Annotated in this window: 10 protein-coding genes and 1 pseudogene; all 11 read right to left on the reverse strand. The window is 52.6% G+C overall.

The genetic code is table 11. The annotated features are described in order from the left end of the window. Positions 1–19: 19 nt before the first annotated feature. On the reverse strand, positions 20–1162 hold the full coding sequence (locus ACHHV8_RS27120; RefSeq protein WP_395162473.1) for an SDR family NAD(P)-dependent oxidoreductase: 1143 nt from the start codon (positions 1160–1162) through the stop codon (positions 20–22). A 19-nt stretch (positions 1163–1181) separates the two neighbouring features. Then, on the reverse strand, positions 1182–1544 hold the full coding sequence (locus ACHHV8_RS27125; protein ID WP_395162474.1) for a MerR family transcriptional regulator: 363 nt from the start codon (positions 1542–1544) through the stop codon (positions 1182–1184). Between the two features lie 794 nt (positions 1545–2338). After that, complete coding sequence (locus tag ACHHV8_RS27130; RefSeq protein ID WP_395162475.1) at positions 2339–3472, reverse strand: glycoside hydrolase family 88 protein; 1134 nt, start codon at positions 3470–3472, stop codon at positions 2339–2341. 86 nt (positions 3473–3558) lie between these two features. Then, the gene (locus ACHHV8_RS27135; protein WP_395162476.1) at positions 3559–5415 is read right to left on the reverse strand and encodes a hypothetical protein; all 1857 of its coding nucleotides are present in this window, start codon (positions 5413–5415) and stop codon (positions 3559–3561) included. Positions 5416–5503: 88 nt separating this feature from the next. After that, complete coding sequence (locus ACHHV8_RS27140) at positions 5504–7117, reverse strand: response regulator transcription factor (RefSeq protein ID WP_395162477.1); 1614 nt, start codon at positions 7115–7117, stop codon at positions 5504–5506. Continuing rightward, entirely contained in the window at positions 7110–8885 is a 1776-nt protein-coding gene (locus ACHHV8_RS27145; RefSeq protein WP_395162478.1) for a cache domain-containing sensor histidine kinase, read from the reverse strand. The genes ACHHV8_RS27140 and ACHHV8_RS27145 overlap by 8 nt, the downstream gene beginning before the upstream one ends. Before the next feature lie 245 nt (positions 8886–9130). Next, positions 9131–10516 carry an ABC transporter substrate-binding protein gene (locus ACHHV8_RS27150; RefSeq protein ID WP_395162479.1) on the reverse strand — a complete coding sequence of 462 codons (1386 nt, stop codon included), beginning with the start codon at positions 10514–10516 and terminating at the stop codon, positions 9131–9133. A 137-nt stretch (positions 10517–10653) separates the two neighbouring features. Next, entirely contained in the window at positions 10654–11499 is an 846-nt protein-coding gene (locus ACHHV8_RS27155) for a carbohydrate ABC transporter permease (protein ID WP_395162480.1), read from the reverse strand. 44 nt (positions 11500–11543) lie between these two features. Beyond that, positions 11544–12482 (reverse strand): carbohydrate ABC transporter permease, encoded by a 939-nt coding sequence (locus tag ACHHV8_RS27160; RefSeq protein WP_395162481.1) that lies wholly within the window; start codon positions 12480–12482, stop codon positions 11544–11546. A 530-nt stretch (positions 12483–13012) separates the two neighbouring features. After that, positions 13013–14228 (reverse strand): annotated as a pseudogene (locus ACHHV8_RS27165) (MFS transporter). Between the two features lie 130 nt (positions 14229–14358). Continuing rightward, entirely contained in the window at positions 14359–14805 is a 447-nt protein-coding gene (locus ACHHV8_RS27170; protein ID WP_395162482.1) for a MarR family winged helix-turn-helix transcriptional regulator, read from the reverse strand. Between the last annotated feature and the right edge of the window lie 145 nt (positions 14806–14950).

Consider the following 14950-nt stretch of genomic DNA (forward strand, 5'->3'; position numbering starts at 1 on the left):
TCCCGCCTCCTCTTGATATTTATATAAATTTTACCCGCTGCGGCGCTGGAATGCAATGCCCTGAACCAGTGAGGCCGTTCCTGCTTAAAAAATAGTTGTGCGGATTCGCCTCTCGCCGGACTGGCTTGAAATGCCCGGTTAAGCAGACGGCTTCGAGCCGGGCTCGATGCTGAACTTGACACCGGTCATTTCCTCGCTGAGCACCCATAACCTCTCGGCGAGCTCCGGATCGATCGCCCAGGGCAGTACGCCCGGCCCCGGCGGGGCATCCGCCGGCACAGCCGGCGCAATATCGGCATCCTCGCAGTATACGCCTCCCCTGCCGTTCAGCTGCTCGCTGGCGGCACACCATACGCTGGCAGCCGCCCCCTGCTCGACGGTTTTGAATTCGCGGGACTTCTCGAAGGCGACCCGCCGTCCCTGCTCGTCCAGGGCGCCCAGGGCCCGCATCTCGTCGTCCGACAAATGACGGGATAGGTCTGTTACTATAGTGCCGGGATGCACTGAGAAGGCCCGTACGCCATGCGTGTATCCGCGCCGGTTCGAATGCTACGGTGAACAGCGCATTTGCCGACTTGGATTGGCCGTAGGCCTTCCACTTCTCGTACGCCGTGCGCTCGAAGTTCGGATCGTCCCACTGGATGCCGCTGAAGCGGAGGGCCCGTGAAGAAACCGCTACAACCCGCGCGTCCCCGGACTGCTTCAAGGCAGGCCAAAGCTGTGCCGTCAGCTGGAAATGTCCCAGATGATTGGTGGCGAACTGCGATTCATATCCTCTGGCATCGCGGCTAAGCGGAACGGCCATGATGCCCGCGCTTAGAATAAGCATGTCCAGCGACCTGCCTGAAGCCAGAAACTTCTTCGCAAACGCTTCGATGGAAGCCGGGTCCATCAAGTCCATCGTCTCCAGCTCCACGCGGGGCATACCGTCGAGGGAGGCGCGGGCTTTTTCCGGCGTACGGGCGGGCACGATCACGGACGCGCCCGCCTGTGCCAGAATCCGGACCGTCTCCAGGCCAAGGCCGGAATAGCCTCCCGTGACGATGGCGGTCTTACCGCTGAGATCGCGTCCGCCAAGCGCCTCCGCTGCGGTTGTTTCTTTGCCGAAGCCTGAAGGAATCGGCGCCTGCGGGGTTATTTTATATTGAGCATCTGTCTGCATCGAAATTCTCCTCTCACGTTTAACGTTTCGTCATGCCCTGAAAATTGTCCAATTTATAGTTGATGATGTTTAAGGTTTCATTCATTTCCGCCAGTTGTGCCTGAAGATGCTTTTTATGCTCGTGCAGCACGGAATAGCAGGCCTCGTAATTTTGCTCTATCGAATAAGCGATGTAGCGCTCAATCTCTTTCAATGGCATGTGCGTCCGCTTGAGATGCGTGACAAAGGTAAACCGGTCCAGGTCGCTGCTCGTATACTCGCGCTGCCCGTTCTTCTTTCGTCCGGGCGACGGCAGCAGCCCTATTTTCTCATAATAACGTATCGTATCGTAGCTGAGTCCCGTCCTGCTGGAGATGTCAGCGATCGAAAATGTAGGCTCCATTTCTTGTCCTCCTCCATGGAATATCGAGTCGTATGGGCCGCGTCCGACTCTTCTGCATCTTACAAGCTGGAGTATACTCCATGTCAAGCAGGCGTTCGTCTGGCAGTTATTAGGATGGCCTGGGTGCGGAGGCTTAAACCCATACGTTGTGCATAGGGAGGGGACCTGGATATGGGATTACAACCTCTGTTGAAATTCGTGTCATTTGAATAAGGCCAAGCGGTGCTGACACGAATTTCAAAGGCGGACGCTGACGCTTTTCCACCCCATATCCATCCCCTCTTCTGTTCTGCTTTTGTGCTGTCTTCTACCGTTCCGCTGCGCGGAATTTCGCTAATCCCTGTAATATTAAAAAAAGCTTTCGATCCTTGTCGGATCGAAAGCTTAGGCTGTCGAGAAACCCGCCTTTAAGTGAAAAAGGAGCACAGACGCAGGGAGGCCACTGAAAAAGTCATTGCTACGAGTACGGAATATTCTTCCGATCGCTGTTGTCCCTGTATTTCTCTGATTATATTCCGCTTGTAGCGGTTGAAATCCAGGGACAAAGGCGAACGCTTACGCTTCTACAGAACATTTCCGTACCCTCCGTAAGTTTTTCAGTGGCCTCGACGCAGGTGGGGTATCTTCCGGAAGAGTTTACGTCCGCCTTTGAAATCGGTGAAAATCCCTTTAAATTTAATCCAATTCACGGGTTTCAACAGCGGCTGGAGGAGGATACCCCACCGGAGTTTCACACAAAGTCAGGATTGCTCGACAAGCAGCTTTCGATCCTTGTCGGATCGAAAGCTTGCCGGCTACCAGAAACGCTCCGTCCGGCCCTTCAACCGGCTGAGCCCCTCGACGAAGAAATAATCTCCGTAGATGAGCGGCACATCGACGTTCTTGCCTTCCGGATAATGACTCGTGCCATGCAGCACAAGGCCTTCCTCCTGATCGTCATCCCAGGCACCGTAATTGGTGTACAGGGAGTGCAGAATAGCCTCGCCCGCCTTGCGGTAGCTCGCGGATTCCAGCGGATCGACCTGATCGGCGATTAGAAGCATCCCGCAGGCGGCGCAAGCTCCCGCCGACGTATCGCGGTATTTGGTGATTTCCTCCGGCAGGCGGAAATCCCAATGCGGCACATGATCCTCCGGCAGCTGCGAGATGAAAAAGTGCGCTACCCGCTTCGCCGCCTGCAAATACCGTTCGTCGCCGGTGTACTGGTAGCTCAGCGCCATGCCGTAAATTGCCCAGGATGCGCCGCGCGACCAAGCGGATTCCGGCGCGAAGCCCTGTCCGCCCCACGCTTCCACCCGTTCGCCGGTCTGCGCATCGAAGCGGACAATATGATAGACCGAGCCGTCCGGCCGGATGAAATGCTTCAGAACCGTATCCGCATGTTCAATCGCCAAATGCTTAAAGCGCGGATCGCCGGTCTGCTCGGAAGCCCAGTATAGAATCGGCAAATTCATCAGGCAGTCGATGATCGCGATGCCCGAATTGTCCTCGCCTTCCCGCCAAGGATTCCATGCCCTAATAAAGTTCCCCTTTACGTTAAAGCGTGCAGCCAGCAAATTTGCAGCCAGCAGCGCGCGGCGTTTCGCATCCTCGGCTCCAAGCAATTTGTAGCGCGCCACGCTGGTTAAGGTCCACATGAACCCGATATCGTGGTCCAGCTTGTAATAATCGGCCACGACCTGATCCAGCTGCTGCTCGCACTGCTCCGCAATCGCTTTAAGCTGCTCGTCCCCGGTTTCCCGGTACAGCAGCCACAGGAGCCCCGGCCAAAAACCGGCCGTCCACCAATAAGCCGGCTCCAGCACGTACGATCCGTTCACACTGGCGTGCGGAAAGCTCGCCCCGATTCTGCGGCTGGTCCGGTTCACCTTCTTGACCGTCTGCTCCCATGCTTCGTCTACCCATGCGTTCGTCTCCAATGAACTCATTCCTGTCTTCCCCCTCATCCTGATTCAAACTTTTTTCCGCCAAGTCCCTTGCCGATTCCAGCTTGCTTCCCGGCAGTCTCCAGCCTCTATGCAAAATAAAAGCTCAGCTGCGTTTTCAAGCGTTTCTCCGGCTGCAGCACCTTGAAGTCGATCGCGTAGACATCCTGCCGTACGCCGAAATGATCGTAAAATTCCAGCTTCTGCACGTGCGGCTGCAGCTGCTTGTGATCGTATTGGATCACCAGACTGTGATCCCGGCCCGGGATAATCAGCTGCTCGCCCGATACATCCGGCTCCAGCATGGTAATGAACCGCTCGATCAGACTTTCCGGCGTTTCGGTGAATGCATAGGTGTCCTCAAGCACCAGCACCGGCTGCTCTTTCTTGCTCCAGTGGAACGTGCGGGTCAGCTGCTTCAAGGTCTTCTGCCCGTAAGCTGCCGCGAGCTCCAGCTGCAGCCGCTCTGTCTCCTTATTCAAAGGGACATACGCGGATTGGGCGCGGTACTCTTCGCCCTCCTGCTGGAATTTCCCGTTAATGATCGGAACGGAGTGGCCCTGGGAGCCGTTGCACAAATATTCGTACCGCCCGGCCCCGAAATACTCCTGCGTATACATCCCGCTGCCCAGATCGGCGAGGAATGTTTCGCCCTGGGCGTGAACAATAAAATGCCCTACGTCGTTATGATTATGCGGCTCCGCATTATGACCGCCCTTGGCGGCAAAGCAATAGGTGCCCGAAGCATTCACATGTCTGGAGACCAGCCACTGGGCATCCTCGAGGTAGTAAGAGGCCTCGCCCCAAGGCTGCGCCGCTGCCGCCTTCTCCGGCCGAAACCATAAGATATTGCGCAGCGCCGTTGCCCAGCGGTGGCAATGATCCTCCGTATATGCGGTCCGCAGAGAAGCATCGGGAATGAAGACGTCCGGATAAATCCGGTTCAAATAATGGGTCAGCCCCATATGAATGCGCGTATCCGGCAAGGAGTCCGAGAAATTGACCACCGACGTCCCGCTCATAAAGCATTTTTGCTGAAATAAAGCGATGCGGTGCACCTTCTCGTCGGAAAATAAATGGATCGCCCCGCCGGTCCGCTTCTTCAGCAGGTCGGCGAAAAAGACGAAAAAGCCAAACCCGTAATACCAGTACCCGTACCCCTCTGTCGTGGCTCCGTCCTCCTTGAAGCCCTGGAGGTAGCATTCCATCGTCCCGAGCACCCGCTCCAGAATGACGGCCAGATCCTCCTCGTCCGTCATCAAGTGCAGCGCCGCGGCCCCAATCGAGCCGGAGCATACCGCGGCCCAATTATGAGTGGCCGTCTCCCAATGGAACGGGCCCTGGTGCAGGTAGGGCCAGAACAGCCGGCGGTATACCTCGTGCCGTATCCGGTTGCGCAGCAATAGAGGCAGCCGGTTCCCGGTCAGCCTCAAAATTTCGCTCAGCGCAAATCCGGTTTCCGCCGCGAACAGATCGATGACCGAAGCGTTCCCCTTCAGGTCCGCGGACGGATCGTTCAACGCATAGGCGGCTTCCGTGACCGTTTCCGGCGTTGTGCCGACATGAGCCGGCAAGCACCATGTATATTCGCTGCAGATATTCCAAATTGTCTCCTGCAGCGCCTCCTGCAATTCTTCGCGCTCCGGCTCCAGCAGGGACAGGATTGCGAACGTATTCAATCTTTTGCGTCTCTCAAAATATGGCCTCTCGTATTCCAGCCGCGTCCCCTGCTCCGTAAACAACCGGAAGAGGGCATACGGCAGCTCGGGCATAGGCTGTTGAAGCAGCGCCTCTCCTTCCGCACGGATCTCATCCAGCAGCGGACGGTAAGCCGCGTCCTGTGCAATGCGGCTCCACTCTTGCGGCGAGCTGTCGGCAGGAAGGAAGAACGACGCGCTTTCTTCGGAATGATTTTTCAACAAGGATGCTATTTCTGTACGATTCATCTTGACCTCCGCAGCATGACGTAGTGGTTTCTCTACTGTTCATACTACTGATTTCCAGCATGCAAGCCGTACTATTATTTTGACTACTTCAGGATGTTTTTTGACCTCTATACTCCACAGGCGTAACGCCGACGGACGATTTAAATATTTTTATAAAATAGCTTTGATTATCATAGCCCAGCATTTCGCATATCTTGCCTACCGGATGGCTGGTCTGATCCAGCAGCTCCTTGGCCCGGTTCATCTTCATCCGGGTCACGTATTCAATGAACGTTTCCCCGGTTTCCTTCTTGAACAGACGGCTGAAATAGCTGCTGTTCAGGAACAGATGGTCCGCTACCTCCTCCAGGCTGATCCGTTTATCGAGATGCAGCGACACGTAATGGCACGCCTCCACCACCTCGGACCGCTTGCTCTGCTCCCATATCTCGCCCGCCAGCGTCATCACGGACTGAAAATGCTCAACCAGCCAATGCTCCAGCTCTACCAGCGAATCGATCTCCAAGATCTCCTTGTGCAAAATATCCACCGCATACGTGGAACGGAAATATTGCAGCGACTGCAGCTTCAGCTTGAGATCGAGCAGCAGCTTGAGCACCCAGTCCTTCACCTTCTCCGGAGGGAACGTATGTTCCTTCAAGAAGTCGATCCAGTGTTTGACGGTCGGCACGATCTGGTCCGTCTTTTTCTCGATCATCATTTCTCTGAACTCGGTGCTCGCCTGGTCGTACCACGAAAACAAATCCATATTGCCTTCCATATAGGCCCGCTGCTTAGTAATGGAGCCTTCCTCCACATAAAAGCGCTGGATACCTGCAGACAACAGCCCGTTCAGCGAGGCTTTAATTTCCTCCGGCTGATGGCATACCTCGCCTATGATGAACGACATTGATATTTTCAAATATTTGCGGACCGCCTGCTGGATTTCCCGCATCCGTTCTACAGCTTTGTCGTACGGATTGATTTTGAGCGTAGGCTGAAAAGGAAACAGGTAGAACGACTCCTTCGTCCCGTAGGCAAAATGAACGACCGGGGAGGCTTCCTGACCGATGATCTCGCTGATCACATTATAGATCGCAAAGCGCAGAATATCGTCCGACATGAACCGCTGCTTGGCGAGCCGGTACCTGTCGATGAAGCCCAGGATAGGGAGGCATGCTCTGCCCTCCAGCTCCAGATGGAACGCACTGGCCTCGCTCAGCCAATTGTGGCGGTCGAGAATCGGCTCCTGCATCGTTTTGCGTATGAATTTCTCTTTCATCAGCTCCTTGTTCCGGTCGACCATATGCTGGAGCTGATGCTGATGGGACTGCACGCGGTCCTCCTGGTCGAGGCTCTCCTTAAACTGCAGCAGCAGCTTCTCGAGATCGGCCGGGTTCAGCGTATCCTTCAGCACATAGTCCTGCACATTGAGTCTTAGTGCCTGCTGCGCGTAATGAAACTCGTTATGGCAGGACAGGATAGCCACCCGCAGATTCGGCTTCCGCTCCTTCAGCTGGCCGATCAGCTCCAATCCGTTCATCTTCGGCATGCCGATGTCGGTAATGAGAATATCCGGCATACTGCTTTCCGCCTGCTCCAGAGCGACGGCACCGTTCTCGTACGTTCCGGCAAGCTCCAATCCATAATGCTCCCATGGAATTGATGCCGACAAAAATTCCAGCACCGGATAATCGTCATCTACAAGCATCACCTTATACATGAGCGGGAACCACCTCCGTCTGGGGAATGACCATCGTGATCCGGGTCCCTTCGCCCGGTTTGCTGTCGATCTGCATATCGAATGCTTCCCCGTAAGTCATCCGCATCCGCTCATACACATTCGACAGCCCTATGCTTGAAAAGCCTTTGCGCGATTCCATCTGCTGCCTCCGTTCGTCTCGCGATGCCAGGCTGGCCCGCAGCTGCTGCAGCGTGTCGCCCGGTATGCCTGTCCCATTGTCTTCTACTGCAATCCACAGCTTCGATTCATCCATCCAAGCTTCCAGCCTGATCGTTCCGGCAGATTGATTGAGACCGTGAATCAAAGCATTTTCAATTAAAGGCTGAAGGAAAAAGCGAGGCACCTTCACGAGGAAGGCATCCGACGACACATCCACCTCCAGCTGTACCTTGTCCTTCTGGCGCATATTCATCAGCTGCGTATAATCCATGACCATTTCCACTTCTTCGTGCAGGGAAATCGTCCCTTTATCCTGGTTGATCGTCATGCGCAGCAGCTTGGACAGCGAGCCGATCATTTCCGCGCTTTCCCGGTCTCCCCGGAACATGACCTTCATCCGAATCGAATTCAGCACGTTGAACAAGAAGTGGGGGTTGATCTGCGCCTGCAGCATATCCAGCTCCGCCTGGCGCTTGCGCGCCTGTGTCATCGATACTTCGGCAATCATCTCTTTGATCCGGTCCAGCATCTGGTCGAACAAATAACCGAGACGGCCGATCTCGTCCTCGCCCCGGATATGGGTGCGCGTCTCCAGATCGCCCCGCTGCACCGTCAGCGCCACCTTGCCTAACCGAACAAGCGGCTTCGTGAAGGTGCTGAGCAGATAAAGCAGCAGCAGGAGAAAGATAATAAACGAGACGACTTGAAAGACGAAGACTTTGTTGAAAATACTGCTGATTTTAAAAATCGCCTTCTTATAAGGCGTCAAGGAGACGACCTTCCAGCCTGTTAAAGTCATCGGCTTCTGGGTAATCAAATAGTCCTCATGGTCGACCTGCACGATATCGGACGAAATGGGAAGCGAATCACTGCTTATGTCCGCGTACGGGAATGAGCTTCCGATTTTGGCCGAATCATTGCTTGAAATGATCCTGTTGTTCGCATCCAGAATCATAAACTCCTGATTATCGGCAAGCCGCTCGAAGTTCTGGTTCACTTGATTTTCCATAATGGTAACCATGATATAACCGTATATGGCAGACCCTTCGCCCCGGAGCGTACGCACGACCGACATCTGATACGGATTGTTGGTCTTCTCTGACCGGAACATGGTCGGCGTGGTGCCTACCCAATACGATTGAAATCCGTACAATTTACTCAGCTGCCCGAACCAGGGCTCCTTCGTCAGGTTGAGGGGATTATATTCATCAATTTCATAATTCGCATAATAAGACCCGTTCGTTAACAGAATGGTAACGTAAACCTTTTCGCCGGCCATGGTAATATTATCGATTTGCTTAATGATTTTATTCTTGTCGGCAAACCGGTCGTACTCTGCGGTCGGCCCCGTATACTGCTTGCCGGAAACGTCCGCCTTAAAGATAGAATCCAGCTCGGGATCCATATGAATGGTGTTAGCGACATTCAACATGTACTTGAATGAATTCGTCACATAATTATTAACCAGCAGCAGCGATTCCTGCGAATTGGAGATCGCCTGTTCTTTGACCGCATCCTGCGTCAAATAATTGTAAACTGCAAGCGTAATGCAGGCTGGAATCAAAATACAGGTAATCGAAGCCATCATCAATTTAAAACGAAACGACCGTGAAAACAGCCATCTGCGAAATGAGGTTTGCAGCGCAACCGCCTCCTAACATGGAAATTCCTCAAGAAGTACGCCGGAAGCAGGCATGAGCAGGATCAACCCCGCATCTTTCGCCGAAGACTGCCGAATGGAACTATCGAAGCATGATAACCTTCTCCAGACGCAAAAGAGAGGGGTAGGCTTGAACCTTCCCCCTCATACTTCTGTTGTAGCTCTATTATAGCTTATTTTTTGTTGGCAGCGATAATTTGATTCACACGATCCTGCGAAGCCTTCACTGTCGCATCGATATCTTGTTTACCCAGAATCAGCTTCTCGAACTCTTCATTTACCGCTTTGTACACTTCAGCCTGGTAGGAAACCGGAGGCACGATAGCGGATGCCTTGGAGTTGGAAAGGACACGGTTCAACGCTTCTTTGTCCACTTTCTCAGGGTTTTTCGTACCGCTCAAGATGGTATCGGTAATTTTAGCGAATTCTTCAGGTTTTACCTTGCTCCAAGATGGAGTGTTTTTACCTTGAACAATGGCACCGTCTGTGGTCAACCAACGAATGAATTTATAAGCCTCGTCTTTGTGCTTGGAGTTAGCTGCAATGGAAATGTACTCTGTTGCAACCGTAGCATAACCGCCTGGGTCAGCCGCATTGTTTTTCGGAACTGGAGCAACCGATACGTTGAAGTTCAAAGGCACTTGATCCGTACCGCCAAGCTCGGAGTTCATCCAGCTGCCTGTCACGATCATAGCGGCTTTTTGGTTAAAGAATTGCGTACGGTAGTTCAGCTTTTGGGAAAGCATATCTGCATAAGGAACCGCAGATTTATCATCCTTCTCCATTTTCACACGAAGCTCAAGCGATTTTTTGAACAGCGGGCTGTCCATGTTGGAAGATCCGTCCGCTTTGATGAACTCGGTGTTGTCCGGTTGGTTGGACATAGCCAGCTTCACGTAATCCAGCCAGCCGCCGTTTTGCGGGCCGTGGAAATACGTACCGTAAACTTTGTTCGCTCCGTCGCCTTTGGTCAGCTTCTTCGCATAATCCATGAACTCGTCCCATGTCCAGTCCGTAGGTACTTTCAGACCCGCCGCATCCAGCATGTCTTTGTTCAAGAGAACGTACCAAGGGTTGTATTTACCAGGAAGAGCGTAGTATTTACCGTTAATTTTGGTATCTACACGATACTCTTCGTTTTCTTTGTAGCCGTCTTTAGCGATGTAGTCGTCCATCGGAGCGACCATGCCGAGGGATACGCGCTGCGCATAGCTGGCTGGGTCACTGAACATCAGAACGTCCATCGCTTCGCCGGAAGCAGCGGCAAGGTCAAGCTTTTTCAAAGCTTCCTGCGTATCGCCTTTCTCACTCAGGCCGATCAGATTCACTTTGATGCCCGGATTTTTTTCTTCATAGGCAGCAATCGTCTTTTTCCAGTTATACGCGCTTTCCGTACCGAATGTATAGAAGCGAAGCTCGGTTGTGCCGCCTGCCGCCGCACCGCCTTCAGCGCCTTTTTGATCGGTTCCGCTGCCTGTTCCTGCTCCGCCGCAACCTGCCAGCAAACCTGCAACCACTACGCCGCTTAAAACGCCGGCACCCAGTTTCTTTTTGTTCATGGTCTAAAAACCCTCCTCGTATAGATACCTCTTGTGAAAACTTGTGAAAAACGCTTACATTAAAATTGTATCAATTGATACCATTGGAGCCATGCTCTTAAATTGACTTCTTTTATCATTTTTTTGACTTTCTGAGCTTATCCCTTTACGCCGCCTGTTGCAATTCCTTCGATAACGCTCTTCTGACCGATAATGAAGATAATCAACAAAGGCAGGATTGCAGATACGGCCGCAGCCATAATCAGCGAGTAGAACTCACCGCTCAACGATGTAAACTTCTGCATCGCGAGCTGAATTGTAAACAGCTTATCCGTACGAAGGAAGATCAGCGGGTTCTGATAATCGTTCCAGGTCCAGATGAAGCGAAGGATACCGTAAGTCGCAATGGACGGACGAGCCAGCGGCAAAATGATCGACCAGAAAATACGGAAGTGGCCGGCGCCGTCGATTTTGGCGGATTCGATAAAGTCATTATGAATGCCCATGAAAAACTGACGAAGCATAAACGTACCCAAGACACTGAAGCTGCCGATAAGAATCAGGCCGATATGATTGTCGAACAATCCGATATAACGGTACAAAATAAACTGTGGAACCAGCGTCGCTTGTCCCGGTACCATATAGGTTGTCAGTACGATCAGGAACAGCCATTTGCTTGCGGCAAATTGAATTTTGGAGAAGCCGTAAGCCGCCATGCTCGAAACAATAACCGAGATCGCCGTCGTGACGAGAGTAATTTTAATGGAGTTCCAATAGTAGAGATAGAACGGATACTGTCCCATCCATACTTCCTTGTAGTTGGCAATGGCGTTCCAATGCTTTGGAATCCATTCAATCGGGAAATTAAATACATCCGATTCGATCTTGAAGGATGCGGACAGCATCCAGAAAAACGGTGCCAGAAACAAAATACTAACTGCAAACAAGACAATGGTCAAAATTGTTTTCCTTATATTCAGCGGTTCCCGCGGTTCCTTGTTCATGTTATTCTCCCCTCATTTCCATAGGTGGTGTTATGTTGAACTAATTAATAGTTGACCCATTTCTTCTGTCCGAGCCATTGCAGCGCCGTAATCAACAGCACGACCAGGAACAGCACCGTCGCCATGGAAGAAGCGTAGCCGAGCTTCAAATTCGTGAACGCCGTATCATACATGTACCAAACGAGCATGCTCGTCGATCCTACAGGTCCGCCTTGCGTCAATACCGCAATCAAGTCGAACACCTTGAAAGTCGAGATAAAACCGGTAATCATTAAAAAGAATGTCGTCGGAGACAGCATCGGCAGTGTAATATTCTTGAACTTGATCCAGCCGTTCGCGCCGTCAATGTCCGCTGCTTCATACAAGTCCTTCGGAATGGACTGCAGTGCGGCAATATATACAATCAGGTTGAAACCAATGGAAATCCATACGGAGATCATCATAACGGACAGAAGCGCATAGTCCGGATCGGCAATCCACTTCGGCGGATTCGCGATCCCTATCGACATAAGGAATTGGTTAACCGGTCCTGCCGATGGATGGAACAGCACCTGCCATACGATCGCAACAGCCACAACACTGGAAATGTACGGCATGAAGTAAGCGACTTTAAAGAAGCCTTTAAAATAAACATGCTTATCGATCAATATCGCCAGTACGATAGAAACGATCAAATACACAGGCACGGTAAGCAGGAAAATCGCGTTATTTAACAATGATTTCAGAAACTGCGGGTCATGAAACAGCTTCTGGTAATTTTCCAGGCCGCCCCATTTGAATCCGTTGAAGCCCATAATAAAGTTCCAATCGGAAAAGCTCAGAATGAACGTAGCTATAATAGGAATCAATACAAAAATTGTGACCCCGATCAGCATAGGGCTTACGAACATGAACCCGGCTAATGTTTCATGACGCTGCAGACGGCTTTTACGCGGCTTCGCTGCCTTTTTTTCAACCGAAACAGCTGTAGAGTTGGAATTCATGGTGTCACTCACCTCGACTTCGTTATTATTGATTTCATTATAAGGAATGGAGGGGGTTATTTTTTAACGCTATTTTGATCACATTATCAACAATTTTGACTTTTCCGTAGCTTTCGTACTTAGCATTCCTCAAAATCTCCCAAAAAACACGCTTGGCGGAGGGGGAAAATAAGTCGAATCAAGATGCATGTTGTCGAATCATGGCGAATGATCGATTAAAAATCGGATGCAGACCCATGCTTTCGTACGTTGGGTAGGAAAGGGGCAGGGGGTTCCAGCCGTTGTTGAAGGTGTTCCATTGATTAGATCCAAAGGCGGGAACACGGCTTCAAAGACGGCCCGTAAACTTTCCACCCCCTGCCCCTTCCCTCCTCTGATCTGCCTTTTTTCTGTCTTTCCACTTTACTTTCTCAATTCAAGTTCAAATTTATTGTCAGCCCCCAAGCAGCTGGAGACCCAAAAAGCTGGAGACGCAAAAATCCCCCTGCCGGCCATATGGCTGGATAGGGGGATGGGACGACGGGCAGCCGTTAAGGCTGCTGTGAGGCCGGCTTGCCGCCGCTGCGTCTTCCGGAGGAAGACATATAGAAGAAGTAACAGATCAGATAGGCCACCAGAATGAGGGCCGAGTAACGGTACATGACGGCATAGCTGGTGGCCTGGGCCACCATGCCTAACAGCATGCCCCCGCCCCCGATGCCCAGATCGAATGCGGAATAAAAGGTCGCGTTGGCCGCTCCCCGCCGGTTCGGCGCCGCCCGGCCGATCACCCAGGCCTGAATCGATGGCTGGATCGCGCCGAAGCCGATGCCGTATAGAATCGCGGCAGCGATAAGGCTCCATGTCGAATTGGCATAGGAGATCAGAATCAGACCCGCGATGGAGAACAGCGCGCCTGGAAACAGCACCCAGACATGGCCTTTGCGGTCGAACAGCTTGCCCGCGATCGGACGGATAACGAAGACGCTGGCGGCGTTAAACAGAAAAAACCAGCCGATGTTCGCAATGCCCGCTTCTTTACCGAACAAGGTAATGAAGCTGACCAGTCCTCCGTAGGTTCCCCCGAGCAGAAGCGCGAGGAACGATGGGAACAACGCCGATCGGTTCAGCAATTCTGGACCAGAAGGACACGCTGGCGGCCGGGGCGGTTCCCTTGTCACGGGAAGGCATCTTGATAAACTGCATTCCGATCAGCGCAACAAGCGTGCTGATCAGCGTAGCTGCAAACAGCGCCGTAAAACCGAATTCGTTCAGCAGCCACAGCCCTGCAAAAGGACCCGCGGCCATCGCCAGCGTCGAGCCCAGGCCGAAATAGCCCATGCCTTCGCCGCGCCGCGAGGCCGGAATAACGTCGGAGGCCATCACGCCGAACGTCGTGGTGGCGATGCCCCATCCGATGCCGTGAACGAATCGGATCATCAGCACAAGAAAGACGTTGGCGGCAATCAGATAGCCGCCCATAGCCAGCAGACAGATCAGAATGCCGACCGCGAGAATCAGCTTTCTCCCCCACTTATCGAGCGAGGCGCCGGCAAAGGGCCGGATCAAGACGGCCGACAGCGTGAGCAGGCCTATGACAAGACCGACCTGCGTACTGCTGCCGCCATGCTCGGATACGAACAGCGGAACCGTAGGCAGCAGCATCTGAAAGCCGAGAAATACGAAAAAGTTCGAAAGCGATAACAAAATAAACGGTTGAGTCCACAACGGCTCCTGCAGGGCCGCCGATTTCGTCGCATCGGTCATAGCAAGCTCCTCCAGCCAGTTGGCTTAAGTAAATTAAAAATTACGTGTTATAGCACATATCGGACGGCACGCGCCTTCGCACCGCTTATTGCCGCGGTGTACACGTGCAAATGGACTGCCGGGCCATCCGTCAAGTCTCTCCCGCAGGCTGTACGTTGTCGCACATACGACGAAGCAGTGTCTTCAACAGCTCCTGCTCCTCCATAGATATGCCTTGAACCTCCTGCTCTATGACTTGCTCGGCAACGGGCACAATGTCCTTCTGGAGGTCTCTTCCCTTATCCGTTACCTCCAGACGCAGCGCGCGCCGGTCGCCGGGATCAAGAGAACGCCGGAGCAGCTCCTTCTTCTCCAGCTTATCGACGATCCGCGAAAGGTTCGTATGGTCATTGTTCACCTTCGCCGACAGCTCCTTAAGCGTGATGCCGTCCTTGCTCCACAACGCATTTAGAATGCCCCACTGCTCCAGGGTAATATCGAAGGGCTCTAGGCTTTTCTGAAAATTTCGGGATAAAATCAGACTGGTCTGGTGAATGATTCGGCCCAAAGCCTCCTCATAGACGTGCCGGGTATCCATGCTCTGGCATCCTTCCATCGTACAATCGCTCACATTTATGTGCTATAGCACATGAATATAAGTTTATCTTAAGCGGCTGCCGTCACCTTGTCAATGCTTCCTTGCGGACAATCATTGGTTAAGCCGGCTTCCGCGAATACTAATT

The sequence above is a fragment of the Paenibacillus sp. TAB_01 genome (genome assembly GCF_043945595.1).
In the GTDB taxonomy this organism is placed as follows: Bacteria; Bacillota; Bacilli; order Paenibacillales; family NBRC-103111; genus Paenibacillus_S.

Coding starts and splice junctions, on each gene's coding strand:
- ACHHV8_RS27120 (WP_395162473.1), bottom strand. CDS start 1,162: ATGCAGACAGATGCTCAATATAAAATAACCCCGCAGGCGCCGATTCCT.
- ACHHV8_RS27125 (WP_395162474.1), bottom strand. CDS start 1,544: ATGGAGCCTACATTTTCGATCGCTGACATCTCCAGCAGGACGGGACTC.
- ACHHV8_RS27130 (WP_395162475.1), bottom strand. CDS start 3,472: ATGAGTTCATTGGAGACGAACGCATGGGTAGACGAAGCATGGGAGCAG.
- ACHHV8_RS27135 (WP_395162476.1), bottom strand. CDS start 5,415: ATGAATCGTACAGAAATAGCATCCTTGTTGAAAAATCATTCCGAAGAA.
- ACHHV8_RS27140 (WP_395162477.1), bottom strand. CDS start 7,117: ATGTATAAGGTGATGCTTGTAGATGACGATTATCCGGTGCTGGAATTT.
- ACHHV8_RS27145 (WP_395162478.1), bottom strand. CDS start 8,885: ATGATGGCTTCGATTACCTGTATTTTGATTCCAGCCTGCATTACGCTT.
- ACHHV8_RS27150 (WP_395162479.1), bottom strand. CDS start 10,516: ATGAACAAAAAGAAACTGGGTGCCGGCGTTTTAAGCGGCGTAGTGGTT.
- ACHHV8_RS27155 (WP_395162480.1), bottom strand. CDS start 11,499: ATGAACAAGGAACCGCGGGAACCGCTGAATATAAGGAAAACAATTTTG.
- ACHHV8_RS27160 (WP_395162481.1), bottom strand. CDS start 12,482: ATGAATTCCAACTCTACAGCTGTTTCGGTTGAAAAAAAGGCAGCGAAG.
- ACHHV8_RS27170 (WP_395162482.1), bottom strand. CDS start 14,805: ATGGATACCCGGCACGTCTATGAGGAGGCTTTGGGCCGAATCATTCAC.